Below are 19,520 nucleotides of genomic sequence, written 5' to 3'. Positions count from 1 at the left end.
TGTGGCTCCTTGTTGTGAATAAACAGCGCATTGTACTGCATTTTTAGGTGAAAATATCTTTAATTACTAAAATAGCGTTAACCGCTTTTATCAATATGATCCATCAGTTAATTGCTTTAGGCTTTTTAGTTATTAATTATGGCTATCGTTTCTTATCCCATTATCTATGGTTGTTATAACCTAACTGCATACCCTATATGTTTCAGGTACTGCGGTATTTTTTGCTTTATTACCTTAATTATTTGGGGGAATGAGCAGGTGTTAGGTTGTCGGTCTTTTTTGGGTAATGACATGGCATCGTTTTTTTAAATCAAAGATGAATAACGCTGGGGTTACAAGATAATGACAAAAAAACAGCCGCCATTAGCGGCGCTGCCAATATCTGTTGAGCAATTAGCACGTTTACAGACGGCCGTTGATGATTTTTCATCCCATCAACTCGCATGGCTTTCTGGTTATTTGTGGGGAGTGGTAAATCAAAATACGCAAGTTGATGCATCTGTCAGTGCGCCTGTGGTTACCCAAGATACGGTCACAATCATCTCTGCATCACAGACAGGAAATGCACGCCGCCTATCAGAGCAGCTTAGAGAGCGTTTAGTCGGTGAAAAAATTAGTGTGAACTTAGTGAATGCAGGGGATTATAAATTCAAACAAATCAACCAAGAGAAAGTGTTGGTTGTTGTAGCGTCAACCCAAGGTGAAGGGGAGCCAGCCGAAGAAGCGGTTGCATTGTACAAATACCTTCATTCTAAAAAAGCGCCTAATTTATCACAAACCAGCTATGCGGTTTTCGCGCTGGGAGATTCCTCTTACGAAAAATTTTGCCAAGCGGGTAAAGATTTTGATTCTCAGCTTGCATTATTAGGGGCGATATCATTAACGGAACGAATTGATGCAGATGTTGAATACCAAGCGGTTGCAGATGAGTGGGTTGAAAACCTCACACAGATTTTAAAAGCTCGCGTTCCTACTCAAAGTGATAGCCAATTATTGGCGACTCAAACAGGAAGTGTGAATGAAATTCATTCATCACCTTATAGTAAAACCGCACCATTAACTGCGTCGCTACTGAGTAATCAAAAGATCACCAGTCGCGACTCGCAAAAAGATGTTCGCCATATTGAAATTGACCTCGGTGACTCTGGTTTACGTTATCAACCGGGTGATGCGCTAGGAGTTTGGTTCGATAATGACCCTGCTTTAGTTGATGAGTTGGTGGCTTTATTGTGGCTACAAGGTGATGAAGAGGTCTTTATTGGCTCACAGCGGCATTCATTACGTGATGCGCTGATTTATCAATTAGAACTGACACAAAATACCCCAGTAATTGTCGAAAAATACGCTCAGCTATCAAAAGATGATGCACTATTGTCATTAATTAGTGATAAGCAAGCTATTTTGCACTACGCGCAAAATACGCCAATTGTCGATATGGTACGCCAAGCAGCATCTCAGCCTACTGCCCAAGAATTTGTTGAACTACTGCGCCCGTTAACCCCTCGTTTGTACTCGATTTCTTCTTCACAATCAGAGGTGGAAAATGAAGTTCACGCAACGGTTGGCGTTGTCCGCTATGAGATTGATGGTAAGGCTCGCACTGGCGGTGCTTCAGGTTTCTTAGCGGATCGCTTAAATGAGGATGATGAACTCCGTATATTCATTGAGCACAATGATAACTTCCGTCTGCCACAAGACCCAAATACGCCAGTGATCATGATTGGCCCAGGAACAGGGATAGCGCCATTTCGTGCTTTCTTACAGCAGCGTGACAATGACGGTGCGACAGGGAAAAACTGGTTATTTTTTGGTAATCCACACTTTGTTGATGACTTTCTCTACCAAGTGGAATGGCAGCGTTATGTCAAAGACGGTTTACTAACCCATATTTCATTAGCGTGGTCTCGCGACCAACAAGAAAAAATCTATGTACAAGATAAACTTTGCGAACAAGGCGAGGAAGTATGGCAATGGTTACAAGAAGGTGCGCACATCTATGTGTGTGGTGATGCAAACCGCATGGCCAAAGATGTCGAACAGGTATTATTAGATATCGTCAGTCAATACGGGAACATGGACAGTGAAGAAGCTGATGAATTTTTAAGTGAGCTGCGCGTAATGCGCCGTTATCAGAGGGATGTTTATTAATGAGCAATGAACAACAACAAAAGCCCTTAATTGTCGAAGGTAAACTCGCAGACAGTGAACGCATGAAGCAAGACAGCGATTACTTGCGTGGAACCATTAAGGACGACTTAAAAAATGGGTTAACGGGCGGTTTTGAGGGGGATAATTTCCTGTTGATACGCTTTCACGGCATGTATCAACAAGATGACCGTGATATTCGTTCTGAGCGTGCGGAACAAAAACTCGAGCCTCGCCATGCAATGATGCTGCGCTGTCGTTTACCAGGCGGCATTATCACCCCCAAGCAATGGCTTGATATTGATAAGTTTGCCACAGAGCACACGCTGTATGGCAGCGTGCGCATTACGAATCGGCAAACATTTCAGTTCCATGGCATCTTAAAAGGGGATGTAAAGCCTGCCCATCAGATGCTAAGTCACGTTGGTTTAGATGCCCTTGCAACGGCGAATGACGTTAACCGTAACGTGTTATGTACCTCTAACCCAGTGCAGTCTGAATTGCACCAACAAGCTTATGAATGGGCAAAGAAAATATCTGAACACTTACTACCACGCACTAGTGCTTACGCGGAAATTTGGTTAGATAAAGAAAAGATAGTGACAACGGATGAAGAGCCTATTTTAGGGCAAACTTATCTGCCAAGAAAGTTTAAAACCACTGTTGTGATCCCACCATTAAATGATGTGGATTTGCATGCAAATGATATGAACTTTGTCGCGATTGCCCAAAATGGGGAATTGATCGGTTTTAACGTGCTGGTGGGTGGCGGCCTTGCAATGACACATGGTGATACAGCGACGTTTCCTCGCTTAGCCAGTGAGTTTGGTTTTATTCCATTAGACAAAACATTAGCCATTGCAGAAGCGATAGTGACTACCCAACGGGATTGGGGAAATCGTACTGAACGTAAAAATGCGAAAACCAAATATACTCTTGAGCGTGTGGGTATCGACACCTTCAAAGCTGAAGTCGAAAGGCGCTCAGGCGTAGTTTTCGAACCTATTCGTCCATATGAATTTACTGAACGCGGTGACAAGATTGGTTGGCTTAAAGGAATTGACAATCGCTGGCACCTAACATTGTTTATTGAAAATGGTCGATTAATTGATTTAGAAAATAAGCCATTAAAAACGGGTGTGGCTGAAATTGCGCGTATTCATCAAGGTGATTTTCGTTTAACCGCAAACCAAAATTTAATTGTTGCGGGTGTACCCGAAAGTGAAAAAGCGGCGATTGAAGCGATTGCCAGAGCTCATGGGTTAATGAGTGATGAAATTACAGCGCAACGTGAAAATTCCATGGCTTGTGTCTCATTTCCAACTTGCCCACTTGCGATGGCAGAAGCGGAACGTTTTTTACCTGAATTTATTAGTCAGGTAGAAAATATTATGGCCGCTCATCAAGTCGCCAATGAACATATCGTTCTACGGATAACGGGTTGCCCTAATGGCTGTGGACGAGCGATGCTGGCGGAAGTAGGGCTGGTCGGTAAAGCGATTGATAGATATAACTTACATTTAGGTGGAAATCGCATTGGCACCCGTATTCCACGCATGTACCGTGAAAACATCACTAGTACAGAGATTTTAGCTATTTTGGATGAGTTAATCGGTGATTGGGCGAAAAAACGTCTACCTAATGAAGGATTTGGCGATTTTGTTATTCGCACCAATGTTGTTAAGCCCGTATTAAATTCTGCTGTTGATTTTTATGAGGTTAAGGAGGCAGTATGAGCCGACTTGAACTAGCAACGCTTATCGAACTCGATAAGCCTCAACAAATCGCTTATCTCGCTGAGTTTAATTCCCAGTTAGAAGCGATGAATGCATTACAGCGGGTTGAGTGGGCGGTTGAATACTTACCAGCAGAGTTTGTGTTGTCTTCCAGCTTTGGTATCCAAGCGGCACTAACATTGCATATGGTGACGCAAATTGTGCCAAATATCCCAGTTATTTTAACGGATACCGGTTATTTGTTCCCAGAGACCTATCAATTTATTGAGGCGTTAACAGATAAGTTGAATTTAAATTTACAGGTGTATCGCGCAAAGCAGTCACCTGCTTGGCAAGAAGCACTGTATGGCCAACTTTGGACACAAGGGCTTGATGGTATTGAGCGTTATAACCAATTGAATAAAGTTGAACCGATGGCGCGTGCGTTACATGAATTACAAGCACAAACCTGGTTTTCTGGTTTACGGCGAGAACAATCTGCGAGCCGCGCAAATTTGTCTGTGTTAGGGATCGGAAAAGGGATTTTTAAAGTTTTACCAGTGATTGATTGGAATAATAAGCAAGTTTATGAATATCTAACAAAATATGATTTACCTTATCACCCCCTGTGGGAACAAGGGTATTTATCAGTTGGTGATACCCATACAACTCGTAAATGGGAAGAGGGGATGAATGAAGAAGATACGCGTTTTTTTGGATTAAAGAGGGAGTGTGGGCTGCATGAAAACTAAATATTCGTCATAATTCAATCCGCAGCGTTGTTGTCTACATGCAACTCGAATTATTTAGGGTATTGAATATAAGCAAATAATAACTAAATAAATAAAATATTTGTTTAATTACAAAGGAATACTTTTGTATTTAAAAAAGTATTTCAAGCTAATTATTAAATTAAATCAGTAATTAGTTAACTTGTTAAATTTAATCTAAGTTTTGTTTTTTATTTGTATTTATCGATTTTCTATCAGGGTTGTGATGATTATTTGGCTTATTCCTTTCAGTTACAAGAAAGAGCTTTTTGTCATTTCAAACCTGTTGATTGAAGCCATATAGTCAATTGTCTATTTCTTATAATAAGTTTATATAACGATGGGTGAGCAAGATGGATTATTTACCATTATTTGTCGATGTCCGCACGCGCAAGGTCGTGTTAATTGGCGGCGGTGTGGTCGCAGCACGAAAAGCAGAGTTGCTAATAAAAGCACAAGCGAATTTAGTGGTCATCTCACCGACGTTATGTACTCAGTTACAAACTGAATATCAACAAAATAAATTTATTTGGTTAGCAGAAGATTATCAATCCATTCATTTAGATGATGCATTTCTGGTTATTGCTGCAACGGATGATGCATTATTGAATGAAACGGTTTTCTACGATGCTAATGAACGAAAAATATTCGTTAACGTAGTCGATGACCAGCCATTATGTTCATTTATTGTCCCTTCCATTATTGACCGTTCCCCGGTGATTGTGGCGATCTCTTCAGGGGGAACCGCACCCGTATTAGCACGTTTACTCAGAGAAAAATTGGAAACGATGTTGCCAACCTCTTTGGGGAAAATGGCGGATATAGCTGGTCGCTGGCGTCATAAAGTTAAAGAAACGCTAACTAATATGCGTGAAAGAAAACGTTTCTGGGAAAAAAGTTTTAGTGGTCGTTTTGCCTCTTTAGTTGAAAAAGGGCAATTCAGCGAAGCTGAACAACAGCTGGAGCGACAGCTGTATGAGCCAGATAACCACGGTGAATTAACCCTAGTTGGTGCTGGGCCGGGGGATGCGGGGCTGCTTACATTAAAAGGACTGCGCGTTTTACAAAGTGCAGAAGTGGTTTTATATGACCATCTGGTGAGTGAGGAAATTCTCGAGTTAGTTCGCCGTGATGCAGACAAGATTTGTGTAGGTAAACGCGCAGGGGCCCACAGTGTTTCCCAAGAAGAAACCAATGCGCTGATCGTGAAATTTGCTCAACAAGGTAAAAAAGTCGTGCGCCTTAAAGGGGGGGATCCTTTCATTTTTGGGCGAGGGGGAGAAGAGCTACAAGTTGCAGCGCAAGCGGGGATCCCATTTCAAGTGGTTCCGGGTGTGACCGCGGCAATTGGTGCAGCCGCTTACGCGGGGGTTCCGCTGACTCACCGTGAACACTCACAAAGCATTACCTTTATTACGGGCCATTGCCGTGAAAATGGAACGGATCTCGATTGGCAGGCGCTTTCCCGAGGAAATCAAACCTTAGCTATCTATATGGGCACAGTGAAGGCCGCAAAAATCAGCGAGCAATTAATCCAATTCGGCCGAGCGAAAAATACCCCGGTAGCGGTTATCGGCTGTGGTACAAGGCGTGAACAAAAAGTAGTAACCGGAAAACTCGATGAGCTTGAAGTATTAGCACAGCAGGCACCCGCGCCTGCTTTGATAGTGGTTGGTGAAGTAGCTGCATTGCACCAACAACTCGCGTGGTTTGGTTCTCAAACTGAAGACATAAGATGGCGCAGTGCCGTATTGGAACTGGCTTAAGTAAGGGGCTATCGTGAACGACAAAAAATTGACTCATTTACAGCAGTTAGAGGCAGAAAGTATTCATATCATTCGTGAAGTTGCCGCCGAATTTGCTAACCCAGTGATGCTGTATTCTATTGGTAAAGATTCTTCTGTGATGCTGCATTTAGCACGCAAGGCATTTTATCCAGGAAAGCTCCCATTTCCTCTCTTACATGTTGATACAGGATGGAAATTTCGTGAAATGTACGAGTTTCGCGATGCAACTGCAGAAAAATACGGTTTTGAGCTCCTTGTTCATCGTAACCCTGAAGGGGAAAAATTAGGGATCAACCCGTTTGTGCATGGCAGCGCTAAGCACACGGATATTATGAAAACGGAAGGCTTAAAGCAGGCTTTGGATAAGTACGGTTTTGATGCCGCATTTGGTGGTGCTCGTCGTGATGAAGAAAAATCACGTGCAAAAGAGCGGATCTACTCTTTTCGTGACCGATCTCATCGTTGGGATCCTAAAAACCAACGGCCTGAGCTATGGCATAACTACAATGGGCAGGTCAATAAAGGGGAAAGTATCCGTGTTTTCCCGCTATCAAATTGGACTGAACTTGATATCTGGCAATATATCTATTTGGAAAATATCGACATTGTTCCCCTGTACTTTGCAAAAGAACGACCAGTTATTCAGCGGGATGGGACTTTATTAATGGTGGATGATAACCGTATTGACCTACAACCTGGCGAAGTGGTTAGCCAGCAAAAAGTGCGTTTTAGAACATTAGGTTGTTGGCCATTGACGGGAGCTGTGCCATCTGAATCACAAACACTGCCTGAGATCATAGAAGAAATGTTGATTTCTACGACGAGTGAACGGCAGGGGAGGCTGATTGATAGCGACCAATCCGCTTCGATGGAGTTGAAAAAGCGCCAAGGTTATTTTTAGTGGGCAAGGTTAATACGCAAAGTCAGGAGAAAAATCATGGCACAAGCCGTTTATAATGAATCAATCGCTCATCAAATTGAACAGCAAGGTGGTGTAGAGCCTTATTTATTGGCGCAGCAACAAAAAGGATTATTGCGTTTTTTAACCTGTGGCAATGTGGATGATGGTAAAAGTACCTTAATCGGCCGTTTACTGCATGATACTCGCCAAATATACCAAGATCAGCTGTCAACCTTGCAAAGTGACAGTAAGCGGATAGGGACTCAAGGGGAAAAGCTTGACCTTGCTTTGCTGGTGGATGGCCTTGCTGCTGAACGTGAGCAGGGGATCACCATCGATGTGGCTTATCGTTATTTTTCAACAGAAAAACGCAAATTTATTATTGCGGACACCCCCGGTCATGAGCAATATACGCGCAATATGGCGACAGGGGCATCAACTTGCTCACTTTCTATTTTGTTGATCGATGCTCGAAAAGGAGTACAGGAACAAACACGTCGCCATAGTTTTATTAGTACATTGCTTGGGATCCGCCATCTTATTGTTGCCGTCAATAAAATGGATCTAGTGGATTACAGTGAAGCCATTTTTGAAAAAATAAAGCAGGATTACCAAAAGTTTGCGATGGAATTGCCGGTTGATTTAAAGGTATGGTTTGTACCTATCTCAGCCCTTGATGGCGATAACATTGTGAATGCTAGCGATAATTTTAAGTGGTATCAAGGTGATACGCTATTATCGATATTGGAAAATGTTCAAGTGGAACAAAAAGCCTCGGAGCAAGCTTTGCGTTTCCCTGTGCAATATGTGAACCGCCCAAATTTAGACTTTCGTGGATACAGCGGAACATTATCATCAGGGATTGTCGAAGTGGGGCAAAAGGTCAAAGTATTACCCTCTGGTGCGACCTCAGCAATCAAAGAAATTGTGACATTTTCAGGGTTACAAGATTTTGCAGTCCCGGGGGAAGCGATTACATTAGTGCTTGAAGATGAAATTGATATCAGTCGTGGCGACTTGATTGTTGCACAAGATGAAACCTTACAAAGCACACAGCATGCATCTGTCGATGTGGTATGGATGTCTGAACAGCCGTTAGTTCAAGGGCAACAACTTGATATTAAAATTGCGGGAAAACGCAGCCGGGCAAAAGTAGAAAATATTCAATATCAAGTAGATATCAATAATTTAACACAGAAAGTGGCTACGGAACTACCGTTGAATGGCATTGGTTTAGTGGAATTTTCCTTTGATGAACCATTGTTACTGGAAAACTATCAACGCAATGCAGACACTGGCGGAATGATTTTTATTGATAGGCTCACAAATGTGACTGTCGGGGCGGGTTTAGTCCGCGAAACACAAGCCCCTGTCTTTGAAAAAAACAGTGATTTTAGTGAATTTGAAATTGAGCTAAATAAATTAGTTCGCCGCCATTTCCCTCATTGGGGTGCACGCGATGTATTAGGTGGGAAATAATACGGATGACAAAAGAAAACCATATTGTTTGGCACCAACACGCAGTAACTCGCCAGCTACGTGAGAGTAATAATGGCCACAAAGGTGCTGTGTTGTGGTTCACCGGGTTATCAGGTTCAGGAAAATCAACATTAGCGGGAGCAATAGAGCACCAACTTACGTCAATGGGAATGAAAACCTATTTGTTGGATGGCGATAATATCCGCCATGGTTTATGCCGTGATTTAGGATTTAATGAGGCTGATAGACAAGAAAATATCCGTCGAGTGGGTGAGGTGGCGAAGTTAATGGTCGATGCAGGGCTGATTGTTGCGACCGCCTTTATTTCACCTTTTCAAGCGGATAGGCAGAAAGTCCGTGACTTGTTTGAACCCGATCAATTTTTTGAGTTGTACGTGGATACACCCGTAAGTATTTGTGAACAGCGAGACCCTAAAGGGTTATATCAACAAGCGCGGGAAGGGAAAATTAAGCAATTCACAGGAATTGACTCCCCTTATGAAGAACCGCAACACCCAGAGCTACATCTGGATGGGCAACAACTGATTTCTGATTCCCTTTCCCAAATTATTGCGCTTTTATTGCGCAATCATGTCATTCAGCTAGATTATTAATACAGCTCAAATACCCCCTTTATTTTATCCGATGGTAAAATAAGGTGGTATTTTGCGGATTCAAACCCGACTTAATCTGACTTTTTATCACAATTTCAGTATCACAGTAGCGTCAATCGTTGAGTTATGGGATGATTAGCAAATCATTTCAGGGGGCAAAATGGGTAAATTAACGCTACTATTAATTGCGATATTAGCTTGGTTACAGTATTCCTTATGGTTAGGCAAAAATGGCATACATGACTACGTACAAGTCAAAGATGATGTCGCTGCTCAGGAAATTGTAAATTCGCGCTTAAAAATGCGTAATGAACAGCTATTCGCTGAAATCAATGACTTAAATGATGGTCAAGATGCGATTGAAGAACGAGCTCGAACGGAGCTTGGGATGATCAAACCTGGAGAGTCATTTTATCGAATGGTTAAAGAAAGTAATAACCAGAAATAGACACAATAAAATGATATCAAAATAGTGTACCCATTAGCCTGATAATTTCTGATGTAAGAATTCAACAATGACAAATCCAAACCATGCCCCACAAAGCAATCTCCCGCAAATTGTTGCACTGATCCCTGCAGCAGGGATAGGTAGCCGTATGAATGCAGAGTGCCCAAAACAATACTTGCAGGTTGCAGGTAAAACGATCATTGAGCACACCATAAACGCATTGCTTGAAAATGATAAAGTGCAAGAGATTGTGGTTGCTTTGAGTGCGGAAGACGATTATTTTCAGCAGCTTGCAATTGCTAATGACCCTCGAGTGACGACGGTCATTGGTGGCAAAGAGCGTGCCGATTCAGTATTAGCAGGTCTGGATTTTTTAATCACTAACCCCAACTTTTCAGATTGCTGGGTATTAGTGCATGATGCGGCACGTCCTTGCCTCCATCAATCAGATTTAAATGAAATTATTCAATTAGCAGCGGAACAAAATTGTTGTGGTGGGATCCTCGCTGCCCCCGTACGCGATACCATGAAACGCAGCTCAACAGCGAGTCAATTAATTGACCACACAGTTGAACGTGAAGCGCTATGGCATGCGCTCACACCACAATTTTTTCCGTTAGCATTATTACGGGACTGTCTAAGTAAAGCCTTGAAAGAAAACGCGGTGATTACTGATGAAGCTTCTGCGCTAGAGTATTGCGGCCACCAACCGGTGTTAGTGGCTGGCCGCGCTGATAATTTAAAAGTGACGCGCCCAGAAGACCTCACTTTAGCGGAATTTTATCTTTCAAGAATGAATAACTAAGGAAAAAAAATGAGAATCGGACACGGTTTTGACGTACATAAATTTGGTGGTGAAGGCCCTATCATCATTGGTGGCGTGCGTATCCCTTATGAACAAGGTTTACTCGCGCACTCTGACGGTGATGTGGTATTGCATGCGTTAACTGATGCAATTCTTGGTGCTGCAGCATTAGGGGATATTGGTAAATTATTCCCCGATACTGATCCTGCCTATAAAGGGGCAGATAGCCGAGTCTTATTGAGAGATGCGTTTTGCCATGTACGTGCCAAAGGGTATCGCATTGGTAATATTGATATTACCATCATGGCTCAGGCACCAAAAATGTTGCCACACATCGCTCAAATGCGTGTGAATATCGCCGAAGATCTTGAGTGCCATATGGATGATGTCAATGCGAAAGCGACCACGACAGAACAATTAGGTTTTGTGGGGCGTAAAGAAGGCATTGCCTGTGCTGCGGTTGTTCTTTTAATAAAAGATAATAGTAATGAAAGTAATGAATGTTCAGTACCTGCATGGTAAGCCATTGTCTTCTGGCACATTAAAAAGTGTTCCAGAAGATTTTATCGTCAAAGAAGATTTAGGTTTTGAGCTAGATGGTGAAGGCGAACATGTTATGGTTCGCGTGGAAAAAACAGGCTGCAATACGGTATTTGTTGCCGAACAACTCGCCAAATTTGCTAAAATTTCAGCCAGAGCAGTCAGTTACGCAGGTTTAAAAGATAGACACGCAGTGACGGAGCAATGGTTCTGTCTGCAAATGCCAGGTAAAGAAACGCCTGTTTTTTCAACTTGGCAGCTAGAAGGCTGCCGAATACTGGCAGTCACCAGGCAAAAACGTAAATTACGTATTGGTTCCTTGAAAGGAAACCAGTTTGAAATAACCTTGCGTGATATTTCGGATGCGAAAGACGTTGAACAACGTTTACACAAAGTCGCATTATCAGGTGTGCCTAATTACTTCGGTGAACAACGTTTTGGACGCGATGGCCAAAATTTATCGCAAGCGTTGCGTTGGGCAAACCAAGAAATCAACGTGCGTGAACGCAACAAGCGTAGCTTTTATCTTTCTGCTGCTCGTAGTGCAATGTTTAACCATGTAGCAAGCGAACGAATTGCAAATAATACCGCCCAACACGTGATGTTAGGTGATGCATTGCAATTAACGGGCAGAGGGAGTTGGTTTGTCGCAACACAAGATGAATTTGCTACATTACAACCTCGCTTGGAGTCCAACGAATTAAGTATTACTGCGCCATTACCCGGTGATGGGGAATTGGGTACTCAGGATGAAGCTCTGGCATTTGAAACTCAGTGTTTAGCGGATTACCAGCCCTTTATCTCTTTAATGCAGCGTGAACGAGTTTCTTCAGCTAGAAGGGCTATCGTTGTTAAACCCCAAAACTTACAGTGGGAATGGCTGGACGACTCGACGGTAAAACTGAATTTTTTCTTAAACTCAGGTTGTTTTGCAACCAGTGTTGTGAGAGAAATTATTAATCAAAATGGGCAGGATAATGTCGATGCTAAAGATTTTATTGAGTAATGACGACGGGGTAAATGCGCCGGGAATTCAAACCCTTGCAGCGGCGCTACGCCAATATTATCATGTTCAGGTGATTGCGCCTGATCGCAATCGTAGTGGGGCTTCGAACGCATTAACATTAGATAAACCACTTAAAATTCAAACACTAAGTAATGGTGACCTTGCTGTACAGGAAGGCACACCAACAGATTGCGTCTATATTGGGGTGAATAAAGTGGTGCGCCCACGTCCTGATATTGTTGTATCTGGTATCAACTGTGGCCCTAATTTAGGGGATGATGTTATTTACTCAGGCACGGTTGCAGCGGCAACAGAAGGCCGCCATTTAGGTTTACCTTCAATTGCGGTATCGTTAGATGGGGAAACGCATTATGAAAGTGCCGCTAAAGTGACATGCGAGATCCTTGCACTCTTACAGAAAAACCCATTGCGAGCTGGGAACATTTTAAATATAAATGTACCTGATATCCCGTACGAAGAAATTAAAGGTATCAAAGTCACTCGCTGTGGTAGCCGCCATGCCGCTTCTGAGGTATATAGCTTAGAGGACCCGAAAGGGAATACATTGTATTGGTTAGGTCCCGTTGGGGAAATTCGTGATGCCAGTCCTGGAACGGATTTTGAAGCAGTGCAAAATGGGTATGTTTCAATCACCCCATTACAAGTTGACCTAACCGCTTATAAAGCACACTCATTAGTGGAAGAGTGGCTAGAAAAATCAGGAGTGTCAGTAAAATGAATACAGGGCTCATGAAAGAACTTTTGGCTCAATTACGCCAACAGGGAATTCACGATGAGCGCCTATTAGATGCCATTTCACTCGTTCCTCGGGAACGGTTTGTGGATGAAGCGCTCTCCCATAAAGCCTATGACAATATCCCATTACCTATTGGTCATGGGCAAACTATTTCTCAGCCGTATATTGTAGCTAAAATGACGGCGCTATTGGCTTTAGCACCGGATGATCACGTTCTCGAGATAGGGACAGGCTCAGGGTATCAAACAGCAGTATTGGCACACTTGGTTAAGCATGTTTTTTCTGTTGAGCGGGTGAAAAGTTTGCAATGGGCTGCAAAGCGGCGCTTGAAACAGCTTGATTTACATAATGTTTCAACTCGTCATGGAGACGGCTGGGAAGGTTGGCAGTCAAAAGGACCTTTTGATGCCATTATCGTTACTGCGGCGCCAACAGAAATACCGGCTTTACTATTAGGGCAATTAAAAGATGGTGGTCGAATGGTTTTACCTGTCGGTGATAAAGAACAAGCTCTGAAGCTAATTACTCGACGTGGTAATGATTACCATACTAATGTTATTGAAAAAGTCCGTTTTGTTCCATTGATTGCCGGCGACCTCCTTTAACCTATTTGCAATGGTATTTAATCAAAGTCTGGTTATTTTTATAATCGATTTAAATAAAATATCATTGCAAAGGTTCTATTAACTCAAATAGCAGTAAAACTATTCCAAATATGATACTTTACCCAGCTGAATTTGTGGGAATAGCTTAAACTGTTAGTCATTTTCTCAAATTGTTATATTTTTAATATATTTAACTTGTTCACTATTTTGTATTTCTGCTTTAATAAGTGAAATATTTTATGATAACTCTATTGCTGACATTATTTTGAATTGTCACGTCAGATTTTTCTTCACGGGAGAAGAAGCATGAAAATTGTTAGCCCTATAAGCAGAATTCGATGGGCCGTCATCTTTTCATTTAGCGGAGCGCTATTGGCAGGTTGTTCTACACCGTATCATACAGCGGCACCTATTTCGAGTGTGAATGATAGCCAGTCTAGCCAGCAAACGGTGCAAAGGACGACACCGGCCTCGTCACCAAATACGGGGATGAGCACGGCAATGCCATCGTCTCGTCCTAATTTATCAAGTAATACAAATACTCAGCCTGTAAGTCGTAGCTCAGGGCCTGTAACAACTAATGGTGAAGGGCGCATTGTATACAACCGTGATTATGGCAGTATTCCAAAAGGCAGTTATAACGGTAATAGCTATACGGTTCAGCGTGGTGACACGTTATTCTATATCGCATACTTAACAGGTAATGATTTCCGTGAGTTAGCATCGCGAAACAATATTCCAGAGCCCTACAGTCTCAATGTCGGGCAGGTTATTAATATTGGTAACACAAATGTGAACTCGAACACTCAATTAGCGGCAAATTCATCAAATAGTCATCAGCAAGCGGTTGATCTTCGAACAACTAATGAGTATCCTGCAAACAGTGGTGGTCAAAATTCAGGTAAGATGTTGCCTAATAATAAGAAACCTGCAACGCAGGCTTCAACGACGACAACAGCCTCGACAACAACCGCTTCTACCGCAGTCAGTAGTACGAATAATTCGTCAATAAAATGGCGTTGGCCAGCCGAAGGGAAAATGATTGAAGGTTTCTCTGATGCTCAAGGTGGGAACAAAGGGGTAGATATCGCCGGTTCTCGAGGCCAAGCTGTGCTTGCTGCTGCGCCAGGAAAAGTCGTTTACGCGGGTAATGCTTTGCGTGGATATGGAAATCTAATAATTATAAAACATAACGATGACTATCTAAGTGCTTATGCTCACAACGATACATTGCTTGTGCGTGATCAGCAGGACGTCACTGCGGGTCAAAAAATAGCCACTATGGGTAGTACTGGAACTAGTTCGGTTAGACTACACTTTGAAATTCGTTACAAGGGAAAATCAGTAAACCCGTTGCGTTATTTACCGCAACGATAAACTGGGCAGAGTGCTTTGACATTCTGTCCGCATTATCTAGGGTAGGAGTCACTGATGAGCCAAAGTTCGCTGAAAGTTAACGAGTTATATAATGACCTCGACGAAAGTAATTTAAATGACACTTTTGACGAGAGTCAGTTTAAAGAAGAGGATCTGGTTACTGAGCTAGATGACGAAATGGATTTACTCCAGAACACAAATCAACGTGTTCTGGATGCCACTCAAATTTATCTTAGTGAGATTGGGTTCTCACCACTCCTTACAGCAGAAGAAGAAGTTTTCTATGCAAGACGTGCATTGCGGGGTGATATCGCATCACGGCAGCGCATGATAGAAAGCAACCTTCGTCTCGTTGTAAAAATATCACGTCGTTATAATAATCGAGGTCTCGCATTACTCGATTTGATAGAAGAAGGAAATCTTGGGTTGATTCGTGCTGTTGAAAAGTTTGATCCTGAAAAAGGGTTCCGCTTCTCGACGTATGCAACGTGGTGGATCCGTCAAACGATCGAACGCGCGATCATGAACCAAACTCGAACTATTCGCCTTCCTATTCATATCGTTAAAGAACTCAATATTTACCTTCGTACTGCACGTGAATTAGCCCAGAAGTTGGACCATGAGCCAAGCCCTGAAGAGATCGCTGAGCAGCTAGATAAACCTGTCGAAGATGTCAGTAGGATGTTACGTTTAAATGAACGTATCACATCTGTTGATACGCCAATTGCAGGGGACTCAGAGAAATCTTTGCTTGAGGTATTGTCTGATGATAATGATTCAGGTCCAGAAAATACAATTCAAGATAATGACTTAAAAGATAATATTGTTAAGTGGTTATATGAATTGAACCCAAAACAAAGGGAGGTTTTAGCACGACGTTTTGGGCTTTTAGGCTATGAAGCTGAAACTCTGGAAGAAGTTGGCCGTGAAATTGGGTTAACAAGAGAACGTGTTCGTCAGATCCAAGTAGAAGGTTTAAAGCGATTAAAAGATATTTTACATGGCGAAGAGCTGACTCTGGAGTCGCTATTTAATATGTAGGGTGTTGATTCGGTAGTTAAAGCCCCTATAAGCTAAGGTTTATAGGGGCTTTTTATATGTAAATAATAGAGAACAAGCTTAGTTAATGGGGACACCACTATGAAATTTAAAATCATCGTCAGGTGTCGAAATTAATTCAGCTTCAATAATACCAAAATAATTAACTCGCTCAGTAATATCTTGTTTACTAATTAATTGTGCTAAGTGCAAATAATCTTGATAGTGGCGAGCTTCTGAGCGTAATAATGAAATATAAAAATTTGCTAGCTGCTCATCAAGAAATGGGGCGAGTTTAGCAAAGCGTTCACAAGAACGCGCTTCGATATAAGCTCCAATTATTAGCTTATCAACTAAAGTTTTTGGATCGTGCGGGTCGATATGGCTCAACAACCCTTTGGCGTAACGGCTTGCAGTGACGCCATCATAGGGGATGTTACGTTCATGCATGATCTCTAGAACTTGGTAAAAATGATGAAGTTCTTCTTTGATAAGCAAGACCATTTTATCAATTAAGTCTTGGCTATAAGGTGATTGTTTTTTTGCCAATATCTGCTTAGAAACCTGATTTTTGTTTCTTAATGTATGGATGTCACCAACCCTATCATAAGCAAATGATTCATAAGGTTTAAACCATTCGAGTAGGACTGCCGCACTTTCTTTATCAACGGCATATTTGCGAATTAAAAACATCGCACTTTGCGCGGCTTTTAATTCACATAACAAATGGTCTTTTAAGATAATGGGCAAGTTTTCAGGCAAACTCGCTTTTTTTACCCACGCATCAGGCGTTTCACATTGCAGAAACTGCCTGATTGGTGTGAGTAATTGCGCATACTCATCCATGTTAGTTATCCATATCCTTTAACCGATAAATCCAATCTAGGGCTTGGCGCGGAGTGAGTTTATCAGGATCAATTTCAGCGAGAGCAGTTAATACTGGTGATGGCTCGACATCTTCTGTGGTTAAAAAGCTAAGCTGGGCGCTATCCACATGGCTCGCATTGGCATTGTTTGAGATAACTTCGAGTTCTTTAAGTTTTTGTTTTGCCCGTTTAATCACTTCCTTTGGTACACCGGCAAGAGAAGCGACAGCAAGGCCATAGCTTTTGCTGGCGGCACCGTCTTGAACGTTATGCATAAAAGCAATGGTATCACCGTGTTCAATAGCATCGAGATGGATATTGACCGCGCCTTCGAGTTTTTCAGGCAGTGTTGTTAATTCAAAATAATGCGTTGCAAATAATGTCATTGCCTTGATTTTATTTACTAAATTCTCAGCACAAGCCCAAGCAAGAGAAAGACCGTCATAGGTTGAAGTCCCGCGACCAATTTCATCCATCAGTACTAAGCTATGCTCTGTCGCATTATGAAGAATATTAGCGGTTTCTGTCATTTCGACCATGAATGTTGAACGGCCAGATGCAAGGTCATCCGAGGCACCGACACGGGTGAAAATGCGATCGACTGGGCCTATCACCGCTTTGCTGGCAGGGACGAAACTACCGATATATGCTAACAGGGTAATCAATGCTGTTTGGCGCATATAGGTACTTTTACCGCCCATGTTTGGACCAGTAATAATTAATAAACGACGTTGCGGTGACAGTGATAACGGGTTGGAAATAAACGGCTCGCTAAGCACTTGTTCTACAACAGGGTGGCGACCCTCAGTAATTTGAATACCCGGTTTTTCAGTTAGTTGTGGGCAAGCGTAGCCTAGAGTTTGAGCCCTCTCCGCAAGGTTGGCTAGGACATCTAACTCAGCAAGTGCTTCAGCACTGGTTTGCAGCGCAGCAAGATGAGGCAATAGCATATCAAACAGCTCATCATACAGCGCTTTTTCAATAGCGAGTGCTTTTCCTTTTGATGTCAATACCTTATCTTCATACTCTTTGAGTTCAGGAATAATATAGCGTTCCGCATTTTTTAACGTTTGGCGACGGACGTAATGGATAGGCGTTAAATGGCTTTGACCGCGGCTAACTTGAATATAGTAGCCATGAACCGCGTTATAACCGACTTTCAGGGTATCGATCCCCAGTTTTTCCCTTTCACGAATTTCGAGCCTATCGAGGTAGTCGGTTGCCCCATCAGCAAGGGCACGCCATTCATCGAGTTCACTGTTATAACCCGGGGCGATAACTCCGCCATCACGTACCAATACAGGTGGCGCATCAATAATGGCTTTTTCAAGTAAGTCTTGTAACTCATCAAATTGACCAATACGATTTTGAAGGGCCTGTAAATATGAACAACTTGATTGGCTTAGTATTTGATGAATATCTTGGTATTGTTGGAATGCGTAACGCATACGGGTTAAGTCGCGTGGGCGTGCAGAACGTAGGGCTAGACGTGCTAATACGCGTTCTAAATCCCCTATTTGGCGCAAAAATGGTTGCAATTCAAAGCCGCATTCTTGCAATGCACTAATAGCTTGTTGGCGGTTATTTAATACTTGAATATTACGCAATGGGGTATGTAGCCAACGTTTTAGCATACGGCTGCCCATTGGGGTCACACACATATCTAAAATGGCGGCAAGTGTGTTTTCTGTACCACCTGCAAGGTTTTGGGTGATCTCTAAATTGCGACGAGTCGCTGCATCCAAAATGACATTATCATTTTGTTCTTCCATCACAATACTGCGAATATGGGGCAGTGAAGTACGCTGCGTGTCTTTTACATATTGCAATAGGCAGCCTGCGGCTCTGAGCGCTTTGTGTGCTTCTTCAACTCCAAAACCGATTAAATCTTTTGTGCCAAACTGTAAACCGAGCTGTTGTTTTGCTGTATCGAGTTCATATTCCCACAGTGGGCGACGACGTAGGCCTTTATTATGTTCAATTAATGCCATACTGGCGAAATCTTCGGGGTATAGAAGTTCAGCAGGGCGAGTGCGTTGCAGTTCGGCTTGTAATGCTTCTTCGTCGGCAATTTCACTTATAATAAAGCGGCCTGAGGTAATATCTAATGTTGCGAAACCAAAACCTTGTTGGTCTTGCCATACCGCGGCTAAAAGGTTGTCTTGCCTTTCATTTAATAGGGCTTCATCGGTAATGGTGCCTGGTGTCACAATGCGTACTACTTGGCGCTCAACTGGCCCTTTACTGGTCGCTGGGTCGCCAATTTGCTCACAAATGGCGACGGATTCACCCATTTGTACTAATTTAGCTAAGTAACCCTCTGCAGCATGGTGAGGGACACCCGCCATAGGGATCGGCTGCCCTGCGGATTGACCTCGCTTGGTGAGGGAAATATCTAACAGTTGAGACGCTTTTTTAGCATCATCAAAAAACAATTCGTAGAAGTCACCCATGCGATAAAACAGCAGTATGTCTGAATGTTGTGCTTTTAGTTTTAGATACTGCTGCATCATTGGTGTGTGGGATTCGAAACTTTGCTTATCAGTCATAATGTTGTCTGTTCTAACGTATTGAGTTAACTAAATTCTGTGAGGTGTTCAGAGACTAAAATACCACAGATCGAATCAAATGAGAGTAGGCAAACGTGTTAGCCATGGATTTCTTTAT

General features: G+C 42.5%; 17 protein-coding genes. 15 read left to right on the top strand and 2 right to left on the bottom strand.

Going from position 1 to position 19,520, the window contains the following annotated elements:
* Window positions 1–342: 342 nt before the first annotated feature.
* The 15 genes from cysJ to rpoS all read left to right on the top strand — a co-directional run bounded on the left by cysJ (window position 343) and on the right by rpoS (window position 15,990).
* Complete coding sequence (gene cysJ / locus PR800_RS16905; protein WP_272531176.1) at window positions 343–2,148, top strand: NADPH-dependent assimilatory sulfite reductase flavoprotein subunit; 1,806 nt, start codon at window positions 343–345, stop codon at window positions 2,146–2,148.
* Window positions 2,148–3,881, top strand: a complete 1,734-nt coding sequence (gene cysI, locus PR800_RS16900; protein WP_195697647.1) for an assimilatory sulfite reductase (NADPH) hemoprotein subunit — start codon at window positions 2,148–2,150, stop codon at window positions 3,879–3,881. Before cysJ ends, cysI begins: the two co-directional genes overlap by 1 nt.
* A complete protein-coding gene (gene cysH / locus PR800_RS16895; protein ID WP_272531175.1) occupies window positions 3,878–4,612 on the top strand; it encodes a phosphoadenosine phosphosulfate reductase in 735 nt (244 codons plus the stop codon). Before cysI ends, cysH begins: the two co-directional genes overlap by 4 nt.
* A 371-nt stretch (window positions 4,613–4,983) precedes the next feature.
* Window positions 4,984–6,396, top strand: coding sequence for a siroheme synthase CysG (gene cysG / locus PR800_RS16890; protein ID WP_239978975.1), 1,413 nt, complete (start codon window positions 4,984–4,986; stop codon window positions 6,394–6,396).
* A 13-nt stretch (window positions 6,397–6,409) separates the two neighbouring features.
* Window positions 6,410–7,318 carry a sulfate adenylyltransferase subunit CysD gene (gene cysD / locus PR800_RS16885; protein ID WP_102140112.1) on the top strand — a complete coding sequence of 303 codons (909 nt, stop codon included), beginning with the start codon at window positions 6,410–6,412 and terminating at the stop codon, window positions 7,316–7,318.
* Window positions 7,319–7,354: 36 nt separating this feature from the next.
* On the top strand, window positions 7,355–8,797 hold the full coding sequence (gene cysN / locus PR800_RS16880) for a sulfate adenylyltransferase subunit CysN (RefSeq protein WP_102140111.1): 1,443 nt from the start codon (window positions 7,355–7,357) through the stop codon (window positions 8,795–8,797).
* 5 nt (window positions 8,798–8,802) lie between these two features.
* Complete coding sequence (gene cysC / locus PR800_RS16875; protein ID WP_166265829.1) at window positions 8,803–9,411, top strand: adenylyl-sulfate kinase; 609 nt, start codon at window positions 8,803–8,805, stop codon at window positions 9,409–9,411.
* A 160-nt stretch (window positions 9,412–9,571) separates the two neighbouring features.
* Window positions 9,572–9,859 (top strand): cell division protein FtsB, encoded by a 288-nt coding sequence (gene ftsB / locus PR800_RS16870; protein WP_004260736.1) that lies wholly within the window; start codon window positions 9,572–9,574, stop codon window positions 9,857–9,859.
* A 67-nt stretch (window positions 9,860–9,926) separates the two neighbouring features.
* Window positions 9,927–10,664, top strand: a complete 738-nt coding sequence (ispD, locus tag PR800_RS16865) for a 2-C-methyl-D-erythritol 4-phosphate cytidylyltransferase (protein ID WP_195697645.1) — start codon at window positions 9,927–9,929, stop codon at window positions 10,662–10,664.
* 9 nt (window positions 10,665–10,673) lie between these two features.
* Window positions 10,674–11,186 (top strand): 2-C-methyl-D-erythritol 2,4-cyclodiphosphate synthase, encoded by a 513-nt coding sequence (ispF, locus tag PR800_RS16860; RefSeq protein ID WP_004260732.1) that lies wholly within the window; start codon window positions 10,674–10,676, stop codon window positions 11,184–11,186.
* Window positions 11,152–12,210 (top strand): tRNA pseudouridine(13) synthase TruD, encoded by a 1,059-nt coding sequence (gene truD, locus PR800_RS16855; RefSeq protein ID WP_166265826.1) that lies wholly within the window; start codon window positions 11,152–11,154, stop codon window positions 12,208–12,210. The genes ispF and truD overlap by 35 nt, the downstream gene beginning before the upstream one ends.
* Window positions 12,188–12,949 carry a 5'/3'-nucleotidase SurE gene (gene surE, locus PR800_RS16850; protein ID WP_206276312.1) on the top strand — a complete coding sequence of 254 codons (762 nt, stop codon included), beginning with the start codon at window positions 12,188–12,190 and terminating at the stop codon, window positions 12,947–12,949. Before truD ends, surE begins: the two co-directional genes overlap by 23 nt.
* Complete coding sequence (locus PR800_RS16845; RefSeq protein ID WP_102140106.1) at window positions 12,946–13,572, top strand: protein-L-isoaspartate(D-aspartate) O-methyltransferase; 627 nt, start codon at window positions 12,946–12,948, stop codon at window positions 13,570–13,572. The genes surE and PR800_RS16845 overlap by 4 nt, the downstream gene beginning before the upstream one ends.
* A 306-nt stretch (window positions 13,573–13,878) precedes the next feature.
* Window positions 13,879–14,949, top strand: a complete 1,071-nt coding sequence (gene nlpD, locus PR800_RS16840; RefSeq protein WP_166265820.1) for a murein hydrolase activator NlpD — start codon at window positions 13,879–13,881, stop codon at window positions 14,947–14,949.
* A gap of 54 nt (window positions 14,950–15,003) precedes the next feature.
* Window positions 15,004–15,990 (top strand): RNA polymerase sigma factor RpoS, encoded by a 987-nt coding sequence (gene rpoS, locus PR800_RS16835; RefSeq protein ID WP_102140104.1) that lies wholly within the window; start codon window positions 15,004–15,006, stop codon window positions 15,988–15,990.
* A 78-nt stretch (window positions 15,991–16,068) separates the two neighbouring features.
* Here rpoS and miaE read toward each other — a convergent pair whose 3' ends face one another.
* Complete coding sequence (miaE, locus tag PR800_RS16830) at window positions 16,069–16,833, bottom strand: tRNA isopentenyl-2-thiomethyl-A-37 hydroxylase MiaE (RefSeq protein ID WP_102140103.1); 765 nt, start codon at window positions 16,831–16,833, stop codon at window positions 16,069–16,071.
* Between the two features lies 1 nt (window position 16,834).
* Complete coding sequence (gene mutS / locus PR800_RS16825) at window positions 16,835–19,402, bottom strand: DNA mismatch repair protein MutS (RefSeq protein WP_272531174.1); 2,568 nt, start codon at window positions 19,400–19,402, stop codon at window positions 16,835–16,837.
* Between the last annotated feature and the right edge of the window lie 118 nt (window positions 19,403–19,520).

It is taken from the genome of Providencia sp. PROV205 (assembly GCF_028479505.1).
Lineage (GTDB): Bacteria > Pseudomonadota > Gammaproteobacteria > Enterobacterales > Enterobacteriaceae > Providencia > Providencia huaxiensis.
Note: the sequence above shows the minus strand (reverse complement) of the source record. Positions and strands in the feature narration are given on the sequence as shown.

Coding starts and splice junctions, on each gene's coding strand:
- cysI (WP_195697647.1), top strand. CDS start 2,148: ATGAGCAATGAACAACAACAAAAGCCCTTAATTGTCGAAGGTAAACTC.
- cysG (WP_239978975.1), top strand. CDS start 4,984: ATGGATTATTTACCATTATTTGTCGATGTCCGCACGCGCAAGGTCGTG.
- surE (WP_206276312.1), top strand. CDS start 12,188: ATGCTAAAGATTTTATTGAGTAATGACGACGGGGTAAATGCGCCGGGA.
- miaE (WP_102140103.1), bottom strand. CDS start 16,833: ATGGATGAGTATGCGCAATTACTCACACCAATCAGGCAGTTTCTGCAA.
- ftsB (WP_004260736.1), top strand. CDS start 9,572: ATGGGTAAATTAACGCTACTATTAATTGCGATATTAGCTTGGTTACAG.
- ispD (WP_195697645.1), top strand. CDS start 9,927: ATGACAAATCCAAACCATGCCCCACAAAGCAATCTCCCGCAAATTGTT.
- PR800_RS16845 (WP_102140106.1), top strand. CDS start 12,946: ATGAATACAGGGCTCATGAAAGAACTTTTGGCTCAATTACGCCAACAG.
- cysC (WP_166265829.1), top strand. CDS start 8,803: ATGACAAAAGAAAACCATATTGTTTGGCACCAACACGCAGTAACTCGC.
- cysN (WP_102140111.1), top strand. CDS start 7,355: ATGGCACAAGCCGTTTATAATGAATCAATCGCTCATCAAATTGAACAG.
- cysH (WP_272531175.1), top strand. CDS start 3,878: ATGAGCCGACTTGAACTAGCAACGCTTATCGAACTCGATAAGCCTCAA.
- rpoS (WP_102140104.1), top strand. CDS start 15,004: ATGAGCCAAAGTTCGCTGAAAGTTAACGAGTTATATAATGACCTCGAC.
- nlpD (WP_166265820.1), top strand. CDS start 13,879: ATGAAAATTGTTAGCCCTATAAGCAGAATTCGATGGGCCGTCATCTTT.
- ispF (WP_004260732.1), top strand. CDS start 10,674: ATGAGAATCGGACACGGTTTTGACGTACATAAATTTGGTGGTGAAGGC.
- cysJ (WP_272531176.1), top strand. CDS start 343: ATGACAAAAAAACAGCCGCCATTAGCGGCGCTGCCAATATCTGTTGAG.
- truD (WP_166265826.1), top strand. CDS start 11,152: ATGAAAGTAATGAATGTTCAGTACCTGCATGGTAAGCCATTGTCTTCT.
- mutS (WP_272531174.1), bottom strand. CDS start 19,402: ATGACTGATAAGCAAAGTTTCGAATCCCACACACCAATGATGCAGCAG.